At 69.6% G+C, this 23053-nt stretch carries 19 protein-coding genes; 2 read left to right on the top strand and 17 right to left on the bottom strand.

Going from position 1 to position 23053, the window contains the following annotated elements; all coding sequences use genetic code 11:
* Positions 1-4 precede the first annotated feature (4 nt).
* Complete coding sequence (locus tag JYJ93_RS22895) at positions 5-1930, top strand: hypothetical protein (protein WP_206794630.1); 1926 nt, start codon at positions 5-7, stop codon at positions 1928-1930.
* On the top strand, positions 1927-4050 hold the full coding sequence (locus JYJ93_RS22890) for a hypothetical protein (RefSeq protein WP_206794629.1): 2124 nt from the start codon (positions 1927-1929) through the stop codon (positions 4048-4050). The genes JYJ93_RS22895 and JYJ93_RS22890 overlap by 4 nt, the downstream gene beginning before the upstream one ends.
* Positions 4051-4060: 10 nt before the next feature.
* Here JYJ93_RS22890 and JYJ93_RS22885 read toward each other — a convergent pair whose 3' ends face one another.
* The 17 genes from JYJ93_RS22885 to JYJ93_RS22805 all read right to left on the bottom strand — a co-directional run bounded on the left by JYJ93_RS22885 (position 4061) and on the right by JYJ93_RS22805 (position 23053).
* Positions 4061-4573: a hypothetical protein gene (locus tag JYJ93_RS22885; protein WP_206794626.1), complete on the bottom strand. Its 513-nt coding sequence runs from the start codon at positions 4571-4573 to the stop codon at positions 4061-4063.
* Positions 4570-8400 (bottom strand): type VI secretion IcmF C-terminal domain-containing protein, encoded by a 3831-nt coding sequence (locus JYJ93_RS22880; RefSeq protein WP_206794624.1) that lies wholly within the window; start codon positions 8398-8400, stop codon positions 4570-4572. The genes JYJ93_RS22885 and JYJ93_RS22880 overlap by 4 nt, the downstream gene beginning before the upstream one ends.
* A 1-nt stretch (position 8401) precedes the next feature.
* Positions 8402-8719, bottom strand: coding sequence for a hypothetical protein (locus JYJ93_RS22875; RefSeq protein ID WP_242543899.1), 318 nt, complete (start codon positions 8717-8719; stop codon positions 8402-8404).
* Positions 8716-9357, bottom strand: coding sequence for a DotU family type IV/VI secretion system protein (locus JYJ93_RS22870; RefSeq protein ID WP_206794622.1), 642 nt, complete (start codon positions 9355-9357; stop codon positions 8716-8718). Before JYJ93_RS22870 ends, JYJ93_RS22875 begins: the two co-directional genes overlap by 4 nt.
* Before the next feature lie 12 nt (positions 9358-9369).
* Entirely contained in the window at positions 9370-11016 is a 1647-nt protein-coding gene (locus JYJ93_RS22865; protein ID WP_206794620.1) for a type VI secretion system baseplate subunit TssF, read from the bottom strand.
* A 52-nt stretch (positions 11017-11068) separates the two neighbouring features.
* The gene (locus tag JYJ93_RS22860; RefSeq protein ID WP_206794618.1) at positions 11069-11671 is read right to left on the bottom strand and encodes a hypothetical protein; all 603 of its coding nucleotides are present in this window, start codon (positions 11669-11671) and stop codon (positions 11069-11071) included.
* A 13-nt stretch (positions 11672-11684) separates the two neighbouring features.
* Positions 11685-13358 (bottom strand): hypothetical protein, encoded by a 1674-nt coding sequence (locus JYJ93_RS22855; protein WP_206794616.1) that lies wholly within the window; start codon positions 13356-13358, stop codon positions 11685-11687.
* Positions 13358-13747 carry a GPW/gp25 family protein gene (locus tag JYJ93_RS22850; protein WP_206794614.1) on the bottom strand — a complete coding sequence of 130 codons (390 nt, stop codon included), beginning with the start codon at positions 13745-13747 and terminating at the stop codon, positions 13358-13360. Before JYJ93_RS22850 ends, JYJ93_RS22855 begins: the two co-directional genes overlap by 1 nt.
* Positions 13748-13752: 5 nt before the next feature.
* On the bottom strand, positions 13753-15003 hold the full coding sequence (gene tssK / locus JYJ93_RS22845; protein ID WP_014396955.1) for a type VI secretion system baseplate subunit TssK: 1251 nt from the start codon (positions 15001-15003) through the stop codon (positions 13753-13755).
* Positions 15004-15089: 86 nt separating this feature from the next.
* On the bottom strand, positions 15090-15674 hold the full coding sequence (locus JYJ93_RS22840; protein WP_206794612.1) for a hypothetical protein: 585 nt from the start codon (positions 15672-15674) through the stop codon (positions 15090-15092).
* 55 nt (positions 15675-15729) lie between these two features.
* Positions 15730-17217 carry a type VI secretion system contractile sheath large subunit gene (gene tssC / locus JYJ93_RS22835; protein WP_206794610.1) on the bottom strand — a complete coding sequence of 496 codons (1488 nt, stop codon included), beginning with the start codon at positions 17215-17217 and terminating at the stop codon, positions 15730-15732.
* Positions 17218-17257: 40 nt separating this feature from the next.
* Entirely contained in the window at positions 17258-17893 is a 636-nt protein-coding gene (gene tssB, locus JYJ93_RS22830) for a type VI secretion system contractile sheath small subunit (protein WP_206794608.1), read from the bottom strand.
* Between the two features lie 135 nt (positions 17894-18028).
* On the bottom strand, positions 18029-18925 hold the full coding sequence (locus JYJ93_RS22825; protein ID WP_206794606.1) for a hypothetical protein: 897 nt from the start codon (positions 18923-18925) through the stop codon (positions 18029-18031).
* A gap of 5 nt (positions 18926-18930) precedes the next feature.
* A complete protein-coding gene (locus JYJ93_RS22820; protein WP_206794604.1) occupies positions 18931-20019 on the bottom strand; it encodes a type VI secretion system protein IglI family protein in 1089 nt (362 codons plus the stop codon).
* On the bottom strand, positions 20012-20398 hold the full coding sequence (locus JYJ93_RS22815) for a DUF4280 domain-containing protein (RefSeq protein ID WP_206794602.1): 387 nt from the start codon (positions 20396-20398) through the stop codon (positions 20012-20014). The genes JYJ93_RS22820 and JYJ93_RS22815 overlap by 8 nt, the downstream gene beginning before the upstream one ends.
* Positions 20399-20413: 15 nt before the next feature.
* The gene (locus JYJ93_RS22810; RefSeq protein ID WP_206794601.1) at positions 20414-22129 is read right to left on the bottom strand and encodes a long-chain fatty acid--CoA ligase; all 1716 of its coding nucleotides are present in this window, start codon (positions 22127-22129) and stop codon (positions 20414-20416) included.
* A gap of 6 nt (positions 22130-22135) precedes the next feature.
* Positions 22136-23053, bottom strand: a complete 918-nt coding sequence (locus tag JYJ93_RS22805) for a hypothetical protein (RefSeq protein ID WP_206794599.1) — start codon at positions 23051-23053, stop codon at positions 22136-22138.

Raw genomic sequence — 23053 nt, 5'->3', positions numbered from 1 at the left:
CGGCATGGCGCTCCCCTTCTCCGAAAAGCTGAAGCTGGAGCTGACCGTCACCGCGGGCGAGCAGGCGTTCGCCATCCCGGGCGGCCAGGTGCGGGACTTCTCCCTGCGGATGACGCCCACCGGCTTCCGCTGCGAGCTGACGTTCTGGACCGCGCTGGAGAAGGCGGACGCGGCGCTGTTCACCGCGTTCAGCAAGCCGGACCTGGTGCGGGTGCGGCTGGCGCTGTCCGGCGTCTTCGACCCTCCGTCCACGCCGCTGGTGGTGCAGGGCATCGTCACGGAGAAGCGCGTCGCAGGCACCGCGCACGGCAACAAGGACAGCGTGGCGGTGGCCTTCCGCCAGTACACCGTCACCTTCGAGGACCCCGCGCGCGTGCTCTGGAAGCAGCACCGCCCGGTGGAGCTGCACACGGCGAAGAAGCTGTCGGAGCTGCTGGACGCGCACAAGCCCGGCGGCCTGCTGCTCACGTACGACTGGGACGCGCTGGAGGAGAAGCACGCGATGGTGTGCCTGGGCATCGGCGACGACCACGCGGCCGCGAGCTTCTACGACTTCGTCCTCTGGTTCGTGGACACGCGCGGCGGCGTGCTCACCTACGACAGCCCCAAGGACACGTACACCTTCTCCGCGAAGAAGCCGGCCACGGGCACCGTCACCGGCCTCAGCGGCAAGCACGTGTCGCGCGTGGACGTGGAGCTGCCGCCCGTCATCCGTCACAGCACGCGGGTGCTCAACGGCTTCGGGGCCGGGGCGACCACGGTGGCGCTGGAGCAGTCCCAGGCGGTGGCGGGCATCCAGCACGACATGCTGGTGCGCACGCCCATCGCGGCGGAGGCGGAGCAGCGCCAGTCGCTGGAGAAGGGCCGCCTGCGCGTGCGCAAGCGGCGGCTGCGGCTGTCGTTCCTGGACATGCCGCCCATCGCGCTGCACCCGGGGGCGTTGATCAAACTGGACGGAGGCCGCTGGAGCCCGGACCTCACGGGCCTGGGAGAGGACCATCGCGTCGCGGAGCTGGCCTTCGACGGCGTGGGGCTCCAGGCCGGTCCGCACGACGGGCAGCAGGAGACGATGCAGGGCTACACGGTCTCCCTGTCCGTGCTGCTGGAGCAGAAGTCGGATCCGGTGCCGGAGCTGCCCGCGTACCGGCCGCCCCGCTACCCCATCTACGTCGAGGGCAAGATGCACAGCCCCGGCGGCGAGGCCACGGACCGCATCTATCTCCAGGTGGATGATCAGAAGACGTCCGTGACGAACTACCGGGTGGCGATCCCCCTGTGGAACAAGACGGTGAGCGTGCCAGCGGAGCCCGGTGAGTTCCCGGGGACGTTCTACTTCCCGCCGTACAAGAACGAGCGGGTGCTGGTGGCGTTGCACTTCGACCACGCGGCGCTGCACCGCTTCCTGGACTGGGGCGAGGGCGTGCGCATGCCCCAGGACAGCCAGGGCGATCAGCTCCTCTTCGGCAAGAACGGCACGAACCAGACCGCGCTCACGCACGACTTCCAGGACAACAAGCCGGTGTGGAACCTGGGGCGGGTGAACTCCAACGACACGGAGGTCATCCGCCTGTCGGAAGGGCACCTCCTCATCCAGACGAAGGAGAACCCCGGCGCCGCCGCCACCACGCCCACGTACGACGTGACGCCGCAGGTGGAGACGGCGAAGGGCGACCTCACCGCGGGCGTGGAAGGCGCGGTGAGCGACGCGACGGCGGCGTACAAGGAGTCCTCGGCGGCGGTGAACTCGAAGCTGAACGCGGCCACGGAGGAGACGGGCGCGGCCCTCGCCGCCGCGGAGGCCCAGGTGAAGGGCAAGGCCGCCGAATCCCGCGCCCAACTCACCGGCGCGCTCAACGGCGTGGATGGCCAGACGGGCGCGCTCTCCGGCGCCGCCGCTGAAGCCAAGGCCGCGCTCGCGGGGCTGAAATGAACGACCTGCGCGCCACCGTGGCGAAGCACAAGGCAACCGTGGAGGGCTTCGGCTCCGGCATCACGCCGCGCCTCGCCACCGCGAAGGGCGAGGTGGAGACCCTGGCCCAGGGCGTCGTGGAACAGGTCGTCGCGCTGCGCCCCTCCATCAGCGCGTCGCTGGGGGCGTTGCTCACGCAGGCGAACGCGGCGAACGTGACGCTGGCGGACCCCTCCCCCCGCTTCGACGCGCTGGCCTCGGAGGTGGAGGGTCACCAGCAGGCGCTGACCGCCTCCAGCACCACGGCGCGCACGAACGCGGAGTCGCTGGGTCAGGAGGCGAAGGCGAAGAGCCAGGGGCTGGAGGCCCAGGCGAAGTCGTCCGCGGAGGCGTCGCAGGGCCAGCTCACCGCGCTCCAGCAGCAGGTGGCCCAGCAGTGCGACGCGGACAAGAAGTCCTTCGACGCGAAGCTCGCGAAGCGCAAGGGGTCCAAGGAGGAGACGGAGGCCCGCCGCGCGCAGGGCCATGCGCTGATCGAGCAGACCCGCTCGCAGCTCACGCAGGACCTCACGGGCGTGGGGTCCACCATCGCGGCGGCGCTGGCGGCGGTGCTGGTGCGGCTGACCACCTCGCGCGACGCGGCGACGGGCCGGAGCACCCAGCTCACCTCCACGCTGGATGGGGCGGTGAAGAACCCCGTGAGCGCGCTGAAGACGCTGCACCAGGAGATCCTGGGCGCGGGCGCAACGGCAAAGGACACCCACCATCAGCAGCAGTCCGCGCTAGAGGGCCAGCGCAAGACGCTGGTGGATCAGCTGATGGCCGCTGCGGCTGCGTCGGCCGCCATCGTGGATCCGCTGGACACCCAGGTCGCCCCGTCGCTAACCGCGGGCAAGACGCAGGCGGACGGGGCGCTGGACACGCTGGGCAAGACCATCGCCGGCCAGGTGGCCAGCGTCACCGCGCAGCTCACGGCGGTGGAGCAGCTCATCGACCAGGTGCAGAAGCAGGTGGAGACGGCCATCACCACGGTGAGCGGCACCATCGACGGAGTGGTCCAGGGCGCGCTCACGGCGGTGGAGACCGTCAAGGCGCCGCTGAAGGCCACGCTGGAGGCGGCCTTCACCACGCTGGACACCCTGGTCGCGACCATCAGCGCCCTCAAGCAGCAGGTGATGGCGCTGTTCGAGTCGCTGCCGCAATTGCTGGAGCAGCTCCAGACCCTGTTCCAGCAGATCGTCGGCTCGTTGGAGTCGCTGCTGGAGCGGGCCATGGGCCTGTTGGACGCCATCCCGGCCGCGGACCTGCCCAAGCCGCTGGTGAGCCCCGCGGTGCAGGGCATCAGCCAGGTGGTGGGGCAGATCACCACGCAGCTGGGCACCCTGTCGTCTCAAGTCGGCACGCAGCTCCAGGCGGTGCAGAGCACCATCATCTCGCAGGTGGAGACGGTGCAGACGCAGGCGCAGACGCAGATCGACACGGCCACCACGCAGGCCGTGACGCAGATGGGCACGCTCACCCAGTCCGTCCTCCAGGGCATCGAGCAGGCCACCGCGCAGGTGGGCCAGATCGTCGCCGCGGCCGTCACGCAGATCGGCACCGTGAAGGACCAGGGCGTGCAGCAAATTGAGGCCATGAAGCAGCAGGTCGCCGCCCGGGTGACGCCGCTGGACACGCAGGTGCCCCAGCGCCTGGAGGCCCTGGACGCGCAGGTGGGCTCTGGCATCGACGCGGCGGTGCAGGCCATGCAGACCGCGCGCGACTCGGCGGAGGGCCAGGTGACGTCCGCGAAGGGCAGGCTGGATTCGCACCTGGGCACCACCCAGTCGTCCGTGACGGCCGGTCTGACGTCACTGGAGACGGCCCGCGCCAGCGCGGAGACGTCGCTCGCGTCCCAGGCGGATCAGGCGCTCGCGGCCTTTGAGCAGCGCGCGGAGGGCCTGAAGTCGGGCGCCCAGACGCAGGTGGACTCCGTCTCCACGCAGGCCACGGGGCAGAAGCCGCAGCTCCTCTCCCCTCTCGACGCGATTGGCACCCAGCTCCAGGGAGGCGCCTTCGCGAAGCCGGTGACGGCGGCGAACGGCCGGGTGACGTCCGCGCTCAACGCGCTGGGGCCGAAGCTGGACGCGCTCGCGTCCTGAGCCGCCGCTCCTACAGGGGCGAGGCCAGGGACATCTTGGGCTCGGGCGCCTTGGGGGCATCCGGGGCCTTGGGCGCTTCGGGCGCGGCCGGCGTGGACTCCTGGGCCGGCACGCCCTTGGGCAGGTCCGTGCGGATGCGGCTCTCCTGCAGCTCGATGTCCACCGTCTTGGGCACCGGCACGTCCAGCAGCGCCTGCCACGCGCCGTTGGGCGTGGTGAAGAGGAAGCTCACCGCCACCGCCTGCTCCGGCGGCAGGGGGATCTTCACCTGCTTCGTGCGGCTCGGGTAGATGACCACCGTCTGGAGCACGGACTCGTCCGGGCTGATGACCTTGGCCGCGACGTCCGCGTAGCCCTCCGTCATCGACGTCTTCGACACCGTGCGGATGAGCATGTACAGCGGCCGGCCCTGGTTGGTGCCCGCCGGGGCCTTGACGTTCACCGTCAGGCTGGGCGCCGCGCAGCTGCCCGCCACCACCGCCGTCACCAGCCCCGCCGCCAGCCTCACGCTCCTGCCCTTCATGGCACCACCCCACGGAATGGCGCCCAAGGCTCGCCGCGCAACCCGAAGCTGATCTCCAGGACCTTCTCGTTCGCCGCCAGCCCGCGGCCCGGCAGCACCCACACCACGTTGGACTGATCCGTCAGCGTCGCGGACTCCAGCAGGCGGAAGCAGTTCCACGACGACTCCGACATCTCCATGGAGCGGTAGCGCTTCCCATCCCGCTGAGGCGAGCGCAGCTCCACGCCGATGGACGACGGCTGCGGGCTCCACCAGCTCAAGGGGAACTCACCCCACGCCGGCCGCTGGTTGAAGCCGAACGACGCCGCCCCGCCGCACTTCAGGTACGACAGCGTGACGAAGCTGTCCGGCGTGGGCGCGGTCGGCAGCGGCAGCGGGCGCACCTGCATGGGGATGGGACGGGGCTTGCCCTCGTCGTCCCACAACATCTTCGACAGGCGGCCCAGCTGGCCCAGCGCGCCGAGCATGCGCGGCGGCAGGAGCAGCCGGGACTTCAGCGGATAGCGCAGCGTCCAGTCCGTCCCGCGCTCCTCCACGATGGGCGCCAGCACCTGCGTGACGAAGCCCCAGAAGGCCCCGTCCTTGCGGCGCAGCACCTCCAGCTCCACCGGGTCCACTTCCTGCGAAGCGCTGGGGTTGAACGGATAGCGCTTCACCAGCGGGTCCAGCGTGCGGCGGGCCTGGTAGGTCCACTGCTCCGCGATGACGCGCTCCAGCTCCGCGCGGCCCCGGTTGCGCACGATGATGAAGGGCTGGCGGAAGGGCTGCCGGAACTCGCCCACCAGGCCGTGCTGATCCAGCCACGCGTCCACCCGGCGCAGGTACGAGTCCTCCTCCTCCAGCAGCATGCCCAGCGCCACGCGCCCCACCGGCGACAGCATCTCCGCCAGCTGCGAGCCCGCCGAGGACGCCGTCGCGCCCGCGGCCCCGGGCGCCGCCGGAGTGGCGGGCGCGGCGGGCTTCGCGGCCGCGGGCTTCATCCCGGACAGCTCCTGCTGAAGCTGCGACACCAGCGTGGTGTAGGCCGCCAGCTCCACGAGCACGCCGCTCTTGTCCGGCGTCATCAGCTGCACCACCGGCTTGAAGGGCGCTACCGCGTCGCGCATGGGCGCGTAGTACTCGCTCTCCAGCGGGCCCACGCCAGCGCGGGTGGCCACGTCGCGCAGCATCGCCTCCAGCGGCGAGGACGGCTGCAGCAGCACGGACAGGTCGCTGGCCAGCGAGCCTCGCGGCGTGGTGCGGAAGCGGTAGCCCCGGTATGTCGCGTAGAGGTCCTGACCGTAGCGCTTCGCGAAGGTCTGCACCTTGCCCTGCACGAAGGTGGCGCGCTCCACGGCCTCCTCGCGCGACAGGCTGGACTTGGCGAGCCGCTCCGTGAACTCGTCCACCAGCGGGCTCAGCTGCGCCTCGAAGGCGGCCTTGCCCAGCACCTTGCCCACCACCGGGGCCGTCCCGCTGGCGAACTCCGTTTCGTCGTCCCCCACCCCTTCGGTGGCGACCTCCGACGTCGTCTCCCCCGTGCGCGGGTTGAGCGAGTTGCTGTCGAACGGCGTGCGGCCCGTCTCCTTCAGCGAGCGCAGCACCTTGTCCAGCAGCTGCCGCGACACGTCCATGGGACGGAACTCGAAGTCGCGCCGGAGGACCTCCACCTGGTAGCGCGCGTCACCGTCGCTGGGGGCGAAGAGGCCGTCCGCGCGGGTGAGCAGCTCCGCGGGCGTCATGCGGGCGGCGGCGCGCAGGGCGGCGTCGGTTTCGTCCTCCATGCGCAGGATGGCCTCCAGCGTCTGGCGGTTCTGGCGCATCCAGTCCAGCGAGTCCAGCAGGCTGCCCACGCCCTTGAGCTGGCTTGCGTCCGGCTCCGCGTCCGACGCGTTGATGAGGTCCATCACCCTGCGGGCGGAGCTGTACGGCGCGCTCTCCGCCAGCGTGGCGCGCAGGCGCGCCCGGTCGTCCGCCAGCGCGCGCCAGCGGGCCAGGTCCAGCTCCTTCGCGGCCAGCGTGTCCTGGAGCTGCGTGAAGTGCTCGCGCCACGGGCCCAACAGCCCGTCCAGGGTGAGCCAGGAGTACGGCCAGCGCGTCCAGGGGACGTTCTCGTCGAAGGGCTTGTCGCTGGCGATGACGTAGTTGGCGACCATCGGCTCCGCCAGGCCCATCGCGTTCAGCCAGTTTGGCGCCTGGTCATCTCCCGCCAGGCTCAACCCGAAGGCCTCCGCCGTCCATCCCAGCTGCTTCTTGTGCGTGCCGTGCACGCTGCGCAGCACGAACTGGCCCAGGTCCTCGTTGCGCGAGGAGTAGAGCACTCCCAGCGTGTAGAGCACCTCCTCCGGCCGGCACAGCGTCTCCATGTGGCAGCCGTCATCCACCGGGGCCGCCGGGGCGACCAGCGGCAGGGCGCGGGTGCCGCGGCCGGTGAACACGGGCGCGGGCTGGCAGCCGGGAATCTGGCTCGCGCAGCGCCGGCACTGGTCCTGGCACTTCTCCAGCATCGGCTTCAGGTAGGACAACCGGATGCTGCGCGCGAGCCGCGAGCGCAGCTCCGCCCACTCGTCCGTGAAGCTGTGGGTCAGGGGCGGCCAGTAGCGCGTGGCGCCCCAGAGGTCCTCCATGGCCCGCACCGCGTCGTTCGTCTGGGACTCCACCACGGAGCCGGACACGCTCTGGTTGCGCTCCTCCAGCCGCTGCACCGTCACCTGGAACGCGTCCAGCTTGTCCTGCGCGCGCAACAGCAGCCGGTAGAAGTGCGCGTACGCCAGCAGCACCGGCAGGCACCCCACCGCGAGGATGGCCGCGCACCGGCGCAGGTGCGTCCAGCGGTAGTCCCGGACGAGCAGCTCCGCGGGTTGATCCGCCTGCACCGCCAGCGCGCCCGTGGGCTGGGCGTCCGTGCCGCCCGAGGACAGGTACACGCGCCGGAGTTTCAGCGGGTACGCCAGCGAGCCGCCCTCCAGCAGCGTGGACACGAAGCGCCCCAGCGCCGCGAAGGCCTCACCGCCGCGCGAATAGAACGACGCCAGCCGCTCGAACGCGTCCGGAGACAGCGAGGTGAGCCCCAGCGCCAGGTACTTCTCCATGGGCTGGAGCGCCTCGCCCAGCTCCCCTTCCCTGCCGGGCGGCGGCACCTCCAGCTCCAGCGGCACGCCGTTCTTGCGCAAGAGCTGCGCGAAGTCCGCGTAGCCGTCCAGCGTGTCCATGTGCGTGAGGACCAGCCGCGTCTCCACGGGCGCCTGGCACACCTCCGACAGGAGGTTGACCTTGCCGCGCAGCAGCTGGGTGACGCGCTTCACCTCGTCCGGAGACGTCTCCAGCAGCCAGTTGACCTTCAGGACGATGACGGCCCGGCCCACGTGCCGGCGCCCGAAGGTGGCCTTCCACAGCCGGCGCAGCGCGCGCCGCGCGTGGAGCGAGTCGTCCTCCAGCACGGGCGCGGCCAGCTCCTGCACCACGACCTCCGGCCCCAGGAACACCTTGAGGAGCGGGTCGTCCGTGTAGCTGGGCATGAACTGGCGCTGCTGCCGCTCCCAGTCCACCTCCGCTTCGATGAGGTCCGACTTGCCGCTGCCCGCCGGGCCCAGCACCACCAGCGTGGGGAAGTCCCGCACGGACGCGCGGAAACGCCACGGCAGCTTCGCCAGGAACTTCTTGCGGATGGCCAGGAGCTGCCCGGACCCGAGCGGCTTCTGCTCGCCGCCGAGCACCGGGCCGCGCTGCTGCCGCTTGCGCCACCAGAGCGTCACGCCCACGCCAATGGCCGCGAGCACCACGACGATGCCCAACACGAGCACCCAGTGGGCCTTCAAGGCCGCCAGCATGGACTGGAGCGCGCCCACGTCAGCCGCCGCTCCTTCCGCCCGGCTTCACGGCCAGCTGGAGCGCCTCCAGCACGTCCTCCGCCTCCTCCAGCGCGGAGGTCAGCTTCGCGCGCAGCTTCTCCTGCTCCTGCGGCGACGGCAGCATCCCGTCCCCGGGCGGATCCAGCGCCACCAGGCCCTCACGCACGGAGTCCAGCAGCGGCTGCACGCCCTCCTTCAAAGACCCCAGCTCCGCTCCCACCCGCTGCTCCAGCGCGTCCAGCAGCGCGAGCATCTTCGGTGGAGCCTTGGGGGCCGGCGCGGGAGGCCGGTTGTCCTGTCCCAGGAACGGCCTCAATTGGAGACCCACCACAGGAAGACGGGCAGCCCCAGCACGATGGCCGCCGTCACGGCGTAGTAGTGCACCGGGAAGTCATAGACGGTGGGCACCGCCGAGGGCACCACCGGCGCGGGCGGCGCCATGGCGGCCGGCTGCGGGATGCGCTGCGAGATGCGGTCCTTGAGTTCGCGGATGCGCTCCGGCTGCCCCACGAGGCGGCCCGTGAAGCCCGCGGCCAGGCAGAAGCGGATCATCTCGAAGACGATGGAGGGCGTATCGTTGCGACGCAACTTCTCTTCCACGAACTCGTAGAAGAGGTCTCCACCCGCATCCACCTGAAACAGGTTCTGCTGCAGGAGCGGCCAGAGATGTTGCTCCGCGTCCGACAGCCGCCGGAGCACCCACTCATCCAGGAAGAAGACGAAGGGGCGGATCAGATCCTCTACCTCGTCCGGGCGCATGTCCGCGCCGAACGCGGCGCGCAGGCGCTCCAGCTCCACCATCAGCGCCTGCTCCAGGTGGCCCAGCGCCTCCTGGCCCACCCTGCCCTGGGGCCTGCGCGCACCTGGGGCCGGCTCGGCGGGCAGCGCCCGGTCGAGGAGCTGGCGCACGCGACGCTGCGTGGCCAGGAGTGCGTTCCAATGCTCCAGTTTCATACGGATGTTTGTCTATGTTGGAAGCTGTAGCGGCCCCAGCCCCGCCACCGAGGCCTTGAGATCAACGGTCGCCTCGTTGTTCCAAGCATCAAGCAGGTCCCTCAGCTGCTCAAGAAAGCAGATGACGACAGGCTCGAAACTCTGATCGAAGGGCTCCATCACTGCTTCATACGCGTGGCGGATCCCCGACCCCTTGAGCGCGCTGTCGGGCACGACACTGAACTTCAACTCCTTGAGCCAGGGAAGGACGCGGCGGAACGGGCTCTCCGCGGGGGTCCCCAGGTGACCCAGCAGGGCGACCACCTCGTCGCGGCCCAGCGTGGGCTTGGCCTTCCACGCGAGGAATTGGGTCAACGCCTCGACATCATCCCGTAGCACGCTGTCGCGGTGGGGCTGGAGGCTGCCCACTGTCTGCCATTTCAGGCCTTCGATGTGTCGGCCCGGGATGGACACCTCCACCCTGCCCGCCGCCTGCGCGGAGAACTGCGGCTGGTGCCACAGCGCCTCCAATACGATCTTCCGCGGCGCAGTGAAGGCCTCCGGCATGCGCACGATGAGGCTCTGCCGGGACGCGAGCTTCTCGTCGAAGGTCTCGTCCACCTCGTAGCTGGGGCCCTTGCCGGGCAGGAACGCGGGCCGCAGCGGGGCCAGGCCCGCCTTGGTCATCTCGAAGACGCCCGTCACCGAGTGCAGGGTGAACTCGCGCCCCGCGCTCATGCTGATGATGGGGTGCTCCGCGCGCGTGCCGTCCGCCACCACCACCTGCGCGGGCTCCGCCTTGAGGTTCACCACCGGCACGGTGAAGAGCTGGAAGAAGTCCGGGTGCAGCGAGCGGCCGACGTTCCAGTCCTTGTCCAGATCCAGGCAGAGGCAGAAGCGCATCCAGGAGCTGCCGCGCGGCGGCGGCACCTTCACGTGCACGAAGAGCTGCTGCTCCGGGAACTGGAAGAACGCGCGCAGGCGCTGGAATGGGTGCGCGTAGAGGCCGCTGTCATCCGGCGCGGGCGGGTCCCGGTTGAAGGACACCTCGCAGGGGCTGCCCACGGAGTGCTCGTCCGCCTCTTCGTCGTAGACGACGCTCACCTGCTTCACGTGCTTGCGCAGCGCGTGGAACACCGCCAGCGACGAGCGGTAGTCGTCCAGGTGCCGCACGTGCAGGCTGAGCACGTCGATGGCGTCCTTGCGCGCGAAGCGGGACTCGAAGCGGAGGATGAGCCGGTGGCCGCTTCGCACCTGCGGCACCACGTCCGTGCCCTTGAGGAAGATGGGCAGCACGCGCAGGTCGCGCTGGAGCCGGAAGGAGCCCGACACGCCCTCCGCGGGCGTCAGGCGCAGCTCCGTGCCCCGGGTGAGGAGCACCGGCTCCACCATCTTCTCCGTGGGCACGGCCTGCGCCATGGCTGCGGCGGGCACGGGCTCCAGCAGGAAGTCGAAGAAGCCCGCGAACAGCCGGCGCCAGGTGGAGCGCAGGTTGTGCAGCGTGGCGTGCCGCGTCTGCACGGAGAAGAACGCCATCGCCTCGATGAGGCGGCGCACGTCCGGGTCCTCGCGATCCAACGGGGCCGCCGGGTGCCGCTCCTGGAAGCGCTGACGGAAGCGCTCCAGCCCGTCCAGCTCCGACAGGAAGTCCAGGTAGATCTTCTCTGAGAAGTCCTTCACCGCCCGCTCTCCCGCCGTACGTCTGTCGTTGCCATGTATGCGTCAGCCGTCTTCAGCCCAGCTTCACCAGGCCGCCACCCACGCTGGTCAGGGGGCTCTTCAGGTTCGCCATCGCGGTGCTCTCCAGGTCGAGCTTGCCGGAGCCGGACACCTTGGTCATCGCGCCGGACATCTCCGCCTGCGTCTTGCCGGCGAGCTTCAGCGTCAGGCCGTCCACCTTGGCCTCGCCGCCAGAGGTGACCATCTCCGCGCCCGCGTTGCCCTTCATGGCCAGCTTGGACGTGGCCTCGATGTTCACGTTCGCGCTGGAGGCCAGCTTCGCGTCGCTGGTGGCCGTCTGCGTGAGCTTCGCGCTCGACTTGAGCGTCATGTCCTTGGTGCTCTCCACCGTGAGCGTGTCCTGGCTGGTCCACTTGGAGACGCCCTTGGACTTCATCGTGATGGTGTCGGTGTCGAAGGTCAGGTCCTTCACCGTCACCACGATGCTGTCCTGCTTCTGCACGATGGTGCTCGTCTCCTGCTGCCCCTTCACCGTGATGGTGACGCTGGTGCCGTCCATCTTGATGGTCTGGGTGATTTGATCATCCGCGTTGTCGACCTGGACGGTGATGCCTCCCTGCTTGTCCAGTTCGATCTTGCAAACCAGCGTGCCCATCGTCCCTCCCGCCTCAGGCGGACTCTTCCTTCACCAGGATGAGCAGGTTGCCTTCCTTGAGCTCGATCTTCTCCGTGTCGCTCTCGTTCGTACGCTGGAGGCGCCACAGCGGCTTGTTGTCCTCGTAGAAGTGCCTCATGGACGTGCCGCTCGTCGTGGTCTTGCCGACGAGCAGGTGCACGCCCTGCCCGTCCGAGGGCAGCCGCGCGCCCGCCCGCCAGTCCAGGTGGCGCTTGAGCCACGCGCGCAGGAAGTCCAGCGCCACCAGCACCCGGGCGCCCTTGTAGGCCGGGAAGTAGAAGTGCCCCGGCTGGAGGTTCGCGTTGAAGGGCACCTGGACGATCTGATTGGCGAACAGCGGCAGCTTCACCTTGTAGCTGTCCAGCGACGTGGCCTCGTCCGTGTACGCCTGCCAGGTCTCGTCCTTCGTCTCGCCCACCTCGCTGACGACGAGCCCCTCCACGAAGCGCGGGTACACCGGCGTCACGAAGGGCGGCAGGTCCACGTGCGCTTCCGCCTTCTTCTCCAGCCGCGTGGTGAACGAGATGAGGAAGCGGCTCTCCGGCTTCGGCCGCCGCACGGGCTCCTCCCCTTCCCCGCCCGCCGGGATCTCCCCCTCCTCCACGGGCAGCGGCTCCGCGCGCAGGCTCATCCGGCGCACCCGGAAGTCCTGCGTGGCCGGCACGCCCGCCGCCGTCCACCCGGCGGTGTCCGGCAGCTTCACCAGCGCGCCCGGGGCGAAGGCCACCGCCGGGAAGCGGTTCCAGTCCAGCTCCACCTCCAGGCCGCGCACCTTGAGGCGCGCCGTCTCCAGCGTCACCCGGGCCTGCACGTCGTCCGCGATGTCCGTGCGCAACAGCACGTCCTGGCGGATGCCGGTGACGGCCTGGGCGTTGGTGATGGCCTGGTTCTTGGGGCTCTCCGCGGCGGCATTCAGGATGGCCACGTCGTGGCGGGCCACCTCCGGGAACACCACCGACACGCGGTCCACGTCCGCCGCGCGCAGGGTGAGCGGAGTCCCGGTGGCGTCCTTCGCCGCGCGCAGCTGGTAGCCCTGCGCCGTGTAGTCGTACGCCAGCACGCCGTTGCGCGTGTGCACGAACCAGACGACGAAGTCGTAGAAGCTGGCGCCGGACTCCGGGGACAGGCCCAGGAAGATGAGCGGCAGCGTCGTGTCCAGCTGCGCGGCCCAGTCATTGGCCAGGGTGATCTTGTCGCCCTTGTGCGCGTCCAGCACGTCCTGGAGCGTCTTCTGCGTGTAGAGCACGCAGGGGTGGTGCTGCGTCCACAGGAGCCGCGCGGGGTCCACGAAGCGCACGGTGTAGTGCCGGTAGGTGATGCCCGCGCCCTTGGCCTGGGCGACGGACTCCTCCGTGAGGGCCTTCTCCTGCACCAGCCCCTTCACCTTCAGCGACGTGAAGGTGGGCTTCGTCGCCGTGTCGGAGTGCACGGCCTTCAGCTCCAGCGCCACCTCCGCCAGGTCCGGCTTGAGGAAGTCCGCCAGCAGCTTGTCCTGCTTCTGTCCGCCGTGCCCCGTCTCATCGAGCACGCGGAACTCCACCCTCCCCTCGTGCCCCCAGCCGTGCAGGTCCAGCTCGAAGGCGAGCACGTCCGAGGAGGGGATGGCGTGCGCCGTCCCGCCGATGGTGAGCGTCAGGCCCAGGTCCAGGCGGTCGGCGAAGGCCATCAGGTGTCCTCCGCCTGCACGCGCACCCGGCCGGTGGTGGAGTGGAACATCAGCGACAGGTGGCAGGGCTGCCCGTCGAAGGTGCCCTTGCAGTCGAAGTACAGCCACAGCGCGCTGTCGCGCCCGCGCAGCTTCACCTCCGGGTCCACCAGCCGGGGCTCGTGCTGCGTCACCTCCTGCTGGATTTCAGCGGTGAGCGCCTCCACCAGCTCGCGCGTGCCCAGCTTCTCCGTGTACCCGCCCAGCCCGAAGTCGTGCATGAAGAAGCCGTAGCCCTTCTTCGTGTTGAGCACGGCTTCGATGTTGCGCATCACGTGCTCCAGGCTGTCGCGCGAGTTGGTGCGCTCCCTGCGGGTCGCGAACTTGTCCAGGAACGGTGCGCGCGCCATGGCGTCTAGCTCCTCCGCCAGAACAGCGAGGTCTGGGCGCCCCGGAGCGCGGGCGTCACGTAGAAGGCCAGGCCGTCCTCGCGCAGCGCGTGCTGCCACTCCTCGCCGTTGCTCAGCAGGTACCAGTCGATCTCCGGCCCCAGCGCGTGCGGGAACGACGGATACGGCACGTGCTTGAAGGGCACGCCCTTCAGGGCCTGACGGCGCACCAGCGGCAGCCGCGAGGGGCTCGCCAGCTTCACCCCGTCCAGCGGCGTGCGCTCCCCGGGCTGGGTGCGCTGCACCAGGAGGTACGCCTCGCTGGCGGAGCGGATCTCCGGCGGCAGCGGCGTCATCTGGAACTGCCCTTCCTTCGCCTGGAAGGCCTTGTGCGTGGAGCGCGTGGCCTCTGGCTGGAAGCTGCGCGTGAGCAGGCGGATCCACCCGCCCAGGGCCTCGTTGAGCCCCTCGTGCTGGTACACCGGCATCTGCTCGTCCGGGAGCATCTCCAGGTAGCAGCACGCCTCGAAGTACAGCCGGCGAAGCGCGTCGAACAGGTGGTACGGGTGCACGTACACCTGACGGAACATGTCCCGGCGCAGCGCGATGAGCCGCTGCACCTCGAAGAGCGCCCGGCGCGCGTTGGTGAGCCGGTCCGTGCGCAGGTACGTGTCCGAGATGTTGGTGAGCAGCTGCTGGCGCACCTGATCCAGCAGGTCATCGAGCGTGGAGAGCAGCTTCTCCAGGAAGGGGTTGGGCCCCACGAGCAGGAGCGGCGGCACCCAGTCCGGGGACGTGTGCCACGCGCCGTCCTCGTCCTGCGACACGGCGGCCAGCCCCAACGAACCGATGGTCCCGTCCAGCACCGGCTCCGTGGACAACTGCAGCTTGTGCAGCACGCGCTGGAGCACCGGCGGATCATCCGCGTACAGGCGGATGCCCTCCGCGCTGACGGTCTCCTTGAGCACGTGCAGGTAGACGATGAACTCCGTCTTGCCCACGGCTTCCAGCGACAGGGGCGAGATGACGGAGTTGCCCGGGACGTCCAGCAGGTCCCCGGACTTGGTGACGACGGTGAGCGCGGAGATGGACAGGCTGCCGCTCTGCAGGAGCGACTCGTTCCAGGCCAGGTTCGCGACGCCGTAGGAAGGCAGGCCGGACAGCGTGGAGTGGAGGCGGATCTCCGCGTCCAGCGCGTCCTCCTGCGCGACGAAATGCTCCGGAAGAAGCGTCTGGCCAACGTGCCAGCGGACCCGTGCGAGCTTGTACCGCTGCATGCGCCTTTCTTTCCTTCCACCCGCCTGAACCCGGCCGGGAGCGAATCCTGCTCCCGGCCCGGTTTAGACCCGGACCGCGGCCAAAGCTACTTGGCGGCCGCCTCGGTGATGCCCCACTTCTTCGCGATCTTCTTCGTCGAGGAGGTGGCGAGGTTCAGCGACTGCTCGCTCGCCTGCGGCTTGATGCCGATCTGGAACGTGAAGTTCTTGGGCGACTGCACCTCGCGCGACTCGTTGTCCGCGATGGACATGTTCAGGTCGTCGCCGTTCTTCTCGAGCAGGCCCTTCATCTCCGCGTCGAGGAAGTTCGACTTGAAGTACTTCTTCCCGATGGGGTCGTACTCGTAGATGACGTACTTGAAGTTGACTTCGATGTTGCTGAAGTTGCCCAGCAGCATCTCCGCCACCTTCTGCTTGTTCGCCACCGACACCTGGCCGGAGAAGTACATGGCGTCCGTCACGCCCGTCTCCCACAGGTAGTGGTTGAGCACCGCGACGACCTTGTCGGCGATGGCCGCGTCCGGGTTCTCAGGATCCTTGATGGTCTCCTGATCCGCCGCCAGCGCCTCGCCGCCAATGGTGATGGCGGTGATGTAGCCCACGGGGGTCTGCTTGTCCTTCTTGAAGTTGAAACCCTGATACACGTCCAGGTTGCGCGAAAACTGGGGCATCTGTCACTCCAGGGTAAGGGGGGCAGGCTCTCACCTGCCCCAAGTGGGATGCGGCCTAACCGAGCCGCGACTCGAGCATCAGCTCCACGTTGAGGCCTTCGAACTGGATGTGCGGGAGCACGGCCAGCTTGCAGTCATACCAGCCGATCTCACCGGGGCGCGGGAAGACCGTCACGCTGCTCGCCTTGAACGGGAAGCGGCGCACGGTGAGGTCGTCCGGGTTGGCCACGGTCGTGACGTAGTTGGACAGCCACGAGTCCAGCTGCCGCTGGATGTAGGGCGCGTCCGCCGTGTTGCCGATGTTGTCGCGCATGATGCACTTCACGTAGTGCGCCAGCCGCGTGATGGAGAACGTGTAGGCCAGGTTGGTGACGAGCTGCGAGTTCTCCGAGTCCTTGGGGTCCTTGAACGTCTTGGCGACCTTGGCGGACTGGGTGCTGAAGAACGTCGCGTCGCTGGAACCCTTGCGGTACACGAGCGGGATGAAGCCCGAGCGCGCGAACTCGTACTCGCGGTAGTCCGGGATGGCGATCTCCACCGGGGCCTTGATCTCCTCCTGGCCGCGCAGGGAGAAGGTGTCCACGGGCAGGCCCGTGATGAGTCCACCGCCCTTGGGGCCGCGGATGGACTGGCACCAGCCGGAGATCTCGAACGCCTTCACCATGTTGCGCGCGAGCAGGATGGCGGAGTTGCCCCACAGGTACTTGTCGGAGTCGCCGCGCGCCGTCTCGGTGAAGTTGAGGACGTCGCAGGGGTTCTTGTCCGGGTGCCAGGGCAGGCGCAGCACGTAGCGCGGGAAGGTCAGGCCCACGTACGCGGCCTCCTCCGTGTCGCGGAACGCGTTCCAGCGGCCGAAGCGCGGGTGGGCGAGCACGCCCTCCAGGTTCTTGATGGCCTCCATCTCCTCGATGGTCTCGCAGCCGAAGAACTTGTGGTTCACGGCGGAGATGAACGGCGCGTGCGCGGCGTTGGAGACCTTGGCCATGCGCTGCAGCCAGGTGAGGTCCGCGGGCGTGGAGGAGAAGTCGTACAGGCCGACGATGGCGCCGAAGGGACGGCCGCCGTACTGGTCGTACTCCTGGATGTAGACCTTGTCGAACAGCGCCCCGGCGAAGATGTTGCTGGAGTTGTTCTCGAAGTCCTCCGCCAGCTCATCCTTGGCGACGTCCAGGATGTCGATGGCGATGTTCGCCTTGAAGTTGGTGTGGCTGACCAGATCATCCAGGCCGCGCCACGTGGACTCCAGCTTCTGGAAGGTCTCGTTGTGGAGGATCTCGTTCATCTGCGCGTCGATCATGCGATCGATGCGGCTGATGACGTCCAGCACCTGGCCCTTGTCGAAGCGGGCGGTGTTGTCCGGGCCCTCCACGGGGGCCACGTTCTGCAGCAGCGCGGCGACGCTGGAGAGGAAGCGGCTCTCCAGGGTGACCTGCTGCTCGTCGCCCGCGGGCGCGAAGTTGGTGGTGATCATCGGCGCCGATTCCTGGGGCGGATCGAGCCGGACGCTGGTGAACAGGCGCTTCAGGTAGGTGGTCTCAGCCATGGCGGAGTCCTTTTAGAAGTCGAAGGGTTGGGAAGGCGGATCAGGAAGCGGCCGGGGGCTTGGCACCCGCGGCGACGGTGGCGGCGACCGCGGCCGTGGCGGCGGCGGCCCCCCCGGCGGGCTTGCCAGCGGCGGCGGCGGGCGCGTCCGCCTTCGCCGCGGACTCACCGGCGGGCAGGCGCATGGTCTCGTAGCCCTTCAGCTCGTTGAGCAGCTCCTTGAGCGCCTCCGGCTTGGAGAACAGCTCGTAGAGCTCGCGGCGCAGGTCCTTGCGGTTGTCGATGTTCGACTGCATCTCCACCAGGAGCGTCTTCAGGAGCAGCAGCGCCTTGAGCTTCGGCACGTGCTTGACGATCTCATCCGGGTGGAAGGACTTCATCCGGTCGATGGGGAGCGTGACGTTCAGCTCCTCCTCCACGTCCGGGTTGATGCGGTTGGCGACCTGGAAGTTGGTGGACATCTTCATGTCCTTCATCAACTCGTCCAGGTTGCGGCCGTCCACGGAGCGCAGCTTGCGCGTCTCCAGATCCGTCTTGCGGTCCTCGGAGGAGCCCAGGGAGAAGTCCCCCATCACCAGGAGGCGCAACGGCAGGTTCACCGTCTCCTGCTCGCCGTTGATGGTGGTGCGGTACGTGAGGGTGATGCGGGATTTGGGAAGCTGGTCCTGAATGGCCACGGTGACTCCCTGACAATCGCAGTGCGTTTGATGCCCCCCGTACTGCCCTGTCGCTCCGGGAGTACGCCCTGCCGAGTGAACATTTACAGCCTAGGCGCGATCAGGAAATCCCGTCAACCAGCCGACATGACAGGTCTAGCGGGGTTCCGATGATCGCAGTTGAGCGGTGTCCCCCGTGAAGAGGAGGACCTCCTGGGTCTGCTCCGGGCCGCCTACCAACGGCTCGTAGCCCAGGTGGCTTCCGTCGATCAGCCGCGCGTGGCTGCTCTGATCACGCAGGCAGAGGATGACGGCGAGCGCGAGCGGGGTCTCCGCGAGGCTCGGGAGGATGCGGGTGTTGAGGCGCCGGCGGGCCTCCACGGCCCAGGGGGTGCCGGTGCCGGAGTGCGGCTCGTTGAGGAACAGCCGCACCTCCACGCCGCCCGTGGGGACGGTGGCGAAGCCGCCCACCGCGCTGCCGTCTCCGAGCGCGGCGGCGCCCAGGCGGATGCCCTTGGCTTCGATGCGCTGGCGGCGCGTCTCGCGGCGCACCACCACCTCCGCCTCCGGGAAGACCTTGGCGAACAGCCAGTGCAGGCTGCTGGGGCACGCGAGCCGCAGCAGGCGCAGCCGGTGCGCGGTGGAGTGCTCCCAGCCGGGCAGCAGGGATTCGTCGCGATCCGGGAACTGGCCCGCGAAGCGGGTCCGCAGCAACAGGTGGTCAAAGTAACCCAGGAAGTCCGCCATCGTGTCCTGCTCCAGGCGGTCCATGGCCTGGAAGAGAAACGAGGGCAGCGGTGTCTGCAGGCTGAGCAGGCCCAGGTTGACGGTGATGACCACGCGTTTGCGCGGCTGGCGGGTGAATTCAATGGCATGCACCAGGTGGGGCTGGTGCACGGTGCTGCGGTGGCTGCGGAACTCCACCTCCGCCTCGCCGTAGCCTTCCTTGGCGAGCAGGTCCAGGAGGGCCGGCACGTCGAAGCCGCGGATGCGCTCGCTGATGCGCTCCTCGACGGTGAGCTTGCGGCCCGGCTGTTCGCGCTCCAGTGCCATGGGGGCTATTCGTCGTATTCCGAGCCGCCACGCGGCTGGCGCGCCTGGGCGACGAGGAACGCGTCCAGGTCCACGCGGTAGAGCTGATCCATGGCGCGGAAGGACAGCGTCTCCGTGTTGTGCAGCATGGGCTCGATGGCTTCCGCGTGCTGCGCCAGGCCATTGAAGAAGCCGGAGAAGAGCTGCGGCAGGTACACGCGCGGGTCGAAGCGCTCCACGGTGGCGAGCACGTCCACGGCGATGACGCTCGCCTTGGTGTAGTCCTCGCGCTCCACCAGCGCCTCGAAGGCGGACAGCTTGCGGACCAACTGCGCGAGCGCGGGGGACATGGGCACGGTGGGGCCCGCGTCCGCTTCCACCTGGCGGGCGGCCTTCTTGCGGCGCACGGGGCGGATCTCCTCTTCCTCCTCCTCGTCGTCGTCCTCGTCCTCCTCCCCTTCGTCGTCGTCCGGAGCGGCGGCGAGCTCAACCTCGGGGGCCGCGGCGGGCCCGGGCTCCTCCGGCGGGGGCAGGAAGGGCACGGCCTGGGCGTGGGAGCGCAGCGCGCCGAGCAGCGTGCGCATGGCGTCCATGCACGCGCTCTTCTGCAGGATGGCGAGGGCGGCGATGAGCGGGTCGCCCAGGGCCAGGGCCTCTTCCATGGGCTCGCGGTTGCCGGGCGCGCTCCAGGTCTGCCATTGCGCGTCCTTGAGGCGCGAATGGTGTTCCAGGTGCTTGCCCATCATCTTCAGCAGCCAGCGCAAGCCGGTGTCCGCGAAGACGAGCTTCTTCTCCATCGGGCCGAAGAAGTCCCAGTTCTCCGTCAGCGTGCGCTTGAGGGAGCGGAACACGACGGGCAGCGCCTTCATTCCGTCCGCGAAGAAGTGGCCGAAGAGGTACGGCCCCACCACGCGCACGTCGCGCACGCCCTGGCGCAGGAGCCCCGCGGCGGCGCGGGCCGCGTCCGCGTATTCGCTCTTGGCGACGAGGCCGGTGATGGCCTCCAGGCGCGGATCCGGGCCCTCGGACTCGTCGAGGGGGACTGGGGCGGTGGTGAACTCCACGTCCAGCAGCGTGAAGTCCACGGGCTCCAACACCTGCGCGGGGCTACCCATCCGTCACCGCCATCTGGCCCGGGGCCGTGATCTGGATGACGCCACCCCAGTTGCACATGCACTTGGAGTTGCTCTCCAGCGCCGGGAAGTTGGCGATCAACACCGTGGGACACCCGGGCACCCAGGGGGCCACCGTGGCGGGGATGCAGGGCATGGGCGTGAGGACGCCGAGGGCCGCCGCGGTCGCCGCCGCCACCATGGGGTTGGCCAGGGACTGGCACATGCCGAAGGGCATGATGTTCAAGAGCGGCTTGTTGTCCATGATGTTCGCCGCGGGCGTGGTGGCCATCACCATGTTCGCGGGGAGCACCATCAGCGCGGAGGGCGCCATCCCGAAGCTGCATTGGAGCATCGCTCCCGTCACGACCTGAGCACCCATTGTGCCGCTCCTTCGTCAGCGCGCTGGCGACGGGCCATCTTCACCCGAAGCGGCAGCGCTTTCCAGCAGTCGTCCCCGCAGGGCGGTGAGGGCCTGGAACATCGGGTCCTTCGACTTCTTGTGCAGCGCGCCGGTGAGGAACTGCGAGGCGCACCACCTGTCGTCGACCGCGCCCTTCACCCGGTGGGGAAAGAGCGGAAAGAACTCGATGCGGTCGGGTAGGAAATCCCCGCCGAGCAGCATTTCGATGCGCCGGTGGATCTCCTGCTCGCCGGACGGGGGAGCAGGCGTGGCCCCGGTGAAGGCCAGGAGGATGAAGCGGGAGTGGCTGGCCAGGCCGCTGGTGGACACCGGCACCACGCTGGTGCCCGCGAGGAAGGGCAGGTCCTCCAGCGCGGCGGTGACCTCCTTCGAGGAGTAGGCGCGGCCGTCGTGCCGGAAGCCCAGCGTGCCCCCGTAGTGGTAGCGCTGGCGGATCCGCGCGAGCAGGACGTGCCCCGGCGGGGAGTCCTTGTCCGGAAGGAGCGTGAAGACGCCCACGTCCGTGGGAGCGCCCTGCCCGCTCAGGTTCGGATCCTTCAGCGTCCAGGCCCGGCCCGGAACGGGGAGGACGTCCGTGTGCACGTCCGTGGTCGGCGCGTTCACGCCGCGCGAGGACACCAGCACCGCGCCGCCAGCGGACGCGTCGATGAGGACGTTGGAGGACGGCACGGCCTGGAGGCCGCACTGCTTCACCCACGCGCGCCAGGCCTGGGCGTCGAAGGGCTCCTCCGGGTTGCGGAACCAGTGCTGCACGTTGCGCAGGGAGGCGCGGTGGCGCAGGAGCAGGTCGCGCAGCTTCGGCGTGACGCCCAGGGCGCGCAGCGGGTGCTCCAGGAGCGGGGCCGGGTTGAGCGCCAGGTCCGCCATCTCCAGGTGCAGCCAGGTGGCGCCGCGCAGGAGCGTGGCGAAGAAGAGCGCCGGCAGGTGCTGGAGCACCGGGAAGTCCGGCGCCGCGAGCAGGTCCCCCGGCGACAGGCCGAAGGTGAGCATCCCGTCGCAGATGGCGCCCCGCCACGCGTTCTCCGCGGTGAGGGGCACGGGCGTGTGCGGCGGATCCACCAGCGGTGAGAAGAGCAGCCCCACCACGTCCGAGGGCTTGTACGTGTGGGACGTGAAGCCCGGCGCTCCCCTCCCCTGGCTCTTGAGCAGGAGCTGCTCGTGGCCCTTGAGGAGCGGGAGCTGGTGGGGCTCCGCGGCGATGAAGTCCGGCGTCAGGGCCTCCAGCCGCGTGGCCATGGCGCGCGGGCCCATGGGCGGCAGGAGCGTGAAGCAGCCTCCCAGCTTCAGCGTGGCCAGGAGCGACACGAGCAGCTCCTGCCCCACGCCGTGCACGAGGCACACCTTGGCGCCCGGCTCCACCCCCTGATCCGCCCACTCGCTGGCGCGGCGCGAGGCCAGGTCGTGCAGCGTGCGGTAGCCCAGGGCCTGCCAGCCCTGGATGCGCTGGTGCGTGCGGAACGCGGGGCGCTCCAGCGCGACGTGGCGCACGATGAGGTCGTGGAAGAAGTCGTACTGCTGCCCCGGGCGGCTCTTGGGCGGCGGGACGCCGCGGCCCGCGTGGGCCTCCGCGAGCGCCACGGCGAACCCTTCGGGATCCTCCCAGCTCTCCTGCCACCACTTCGGGGCGCCTGACTCCGGGTCGAAGCCGGCTTCCAGCTGCCGGAGGATGTCCTTCACGTCGAAAGGCATGGGTGTCTAGCGGGAGGGAAAGTCGAAGCCGACCTTCACCATGAAGCGGACCTTGGAGCGCACGTTGCTGTCCGGGGCGTAGTCGATGGGGGTCGCCCCGCGCTTCGCTGGCGTCTGCTGCGGCTTCGCGCGTTCGATGGACGTGGGCTCGACGACGCGCACCAGCGGGTGGCGGGCCAGGAGCGGCGGCACGTGCATGTCCACGTCCCGGCCGAAGAGCCACGCGCCACAGCGCCAGAGGACGTCGTGGCGCCGGGTGAGCAGCGTCCAGAAGCGGTCCCGCGTCTCCGTGGCCTCGAAGAGCAGCGGGGAGCTGGAGTCCTCACGGGCCGCACCGGGGGCCGCGAGCAGGGCGCGCAGCTGCTGCGCCACGCGCTCCACCTCGTCCACGTCCTCGGGGGTGACGGGGGAGCGGCCGGCGAGCTTCGCCTCGTGCCGGCGGAACAGCGCCACGAGCCCCAGGCAATCCCGCACCACGTCGCGGTGGCCCTCTGAGTGGGCGGCCGTCACGTCCGCGGCGGCGAGGAAGGACGCCTCCGCGAGCGCCTCCGCGGTCTTGAGCAGCTTGCGGCGCAGCTGCTGGGCGCGGTCGAAGAGGGTCCCGAAGGAGCTGGCCCGCATGTCGCGTTGGACGCGCAGCGCGGCCCAGGCCAGGCCCTGGGCGAGCAGTGGCAGCTCGCGCAGCTCCTCCACGTTCACGCCCGGGAGCGCGGCGACCTCCGCCTCACGGGCGAGGACGCTCTCCACCCCGCGCTTCGTGTTGTGGAAGGCGAGCGCGATGTTGGAGCGGCACTCCTCCACGGGGCCTTCGAGGGCACGCGCGGGAGCGAGGAACACGTCATAGCCGGGCTCGGAGCCAAGGGCCTCCAACTCGGCGATGTCGTCGGGCCCCAATCCCGCTGTCGCGTGCTGGCCTCCAGCCAT

Origin of the sequence: Corallococcus sp. NCSPR001, from assembly GCF_017309135.1 — a bacterium.
Lineage (GTDB): Bacteria > Myxococcota > Myxococcia > Myxococcales > Myxococcaceae > Corallococcus.
This window is presented reverse-complemented; position numbering and strand designations above follow the sequence as displayed.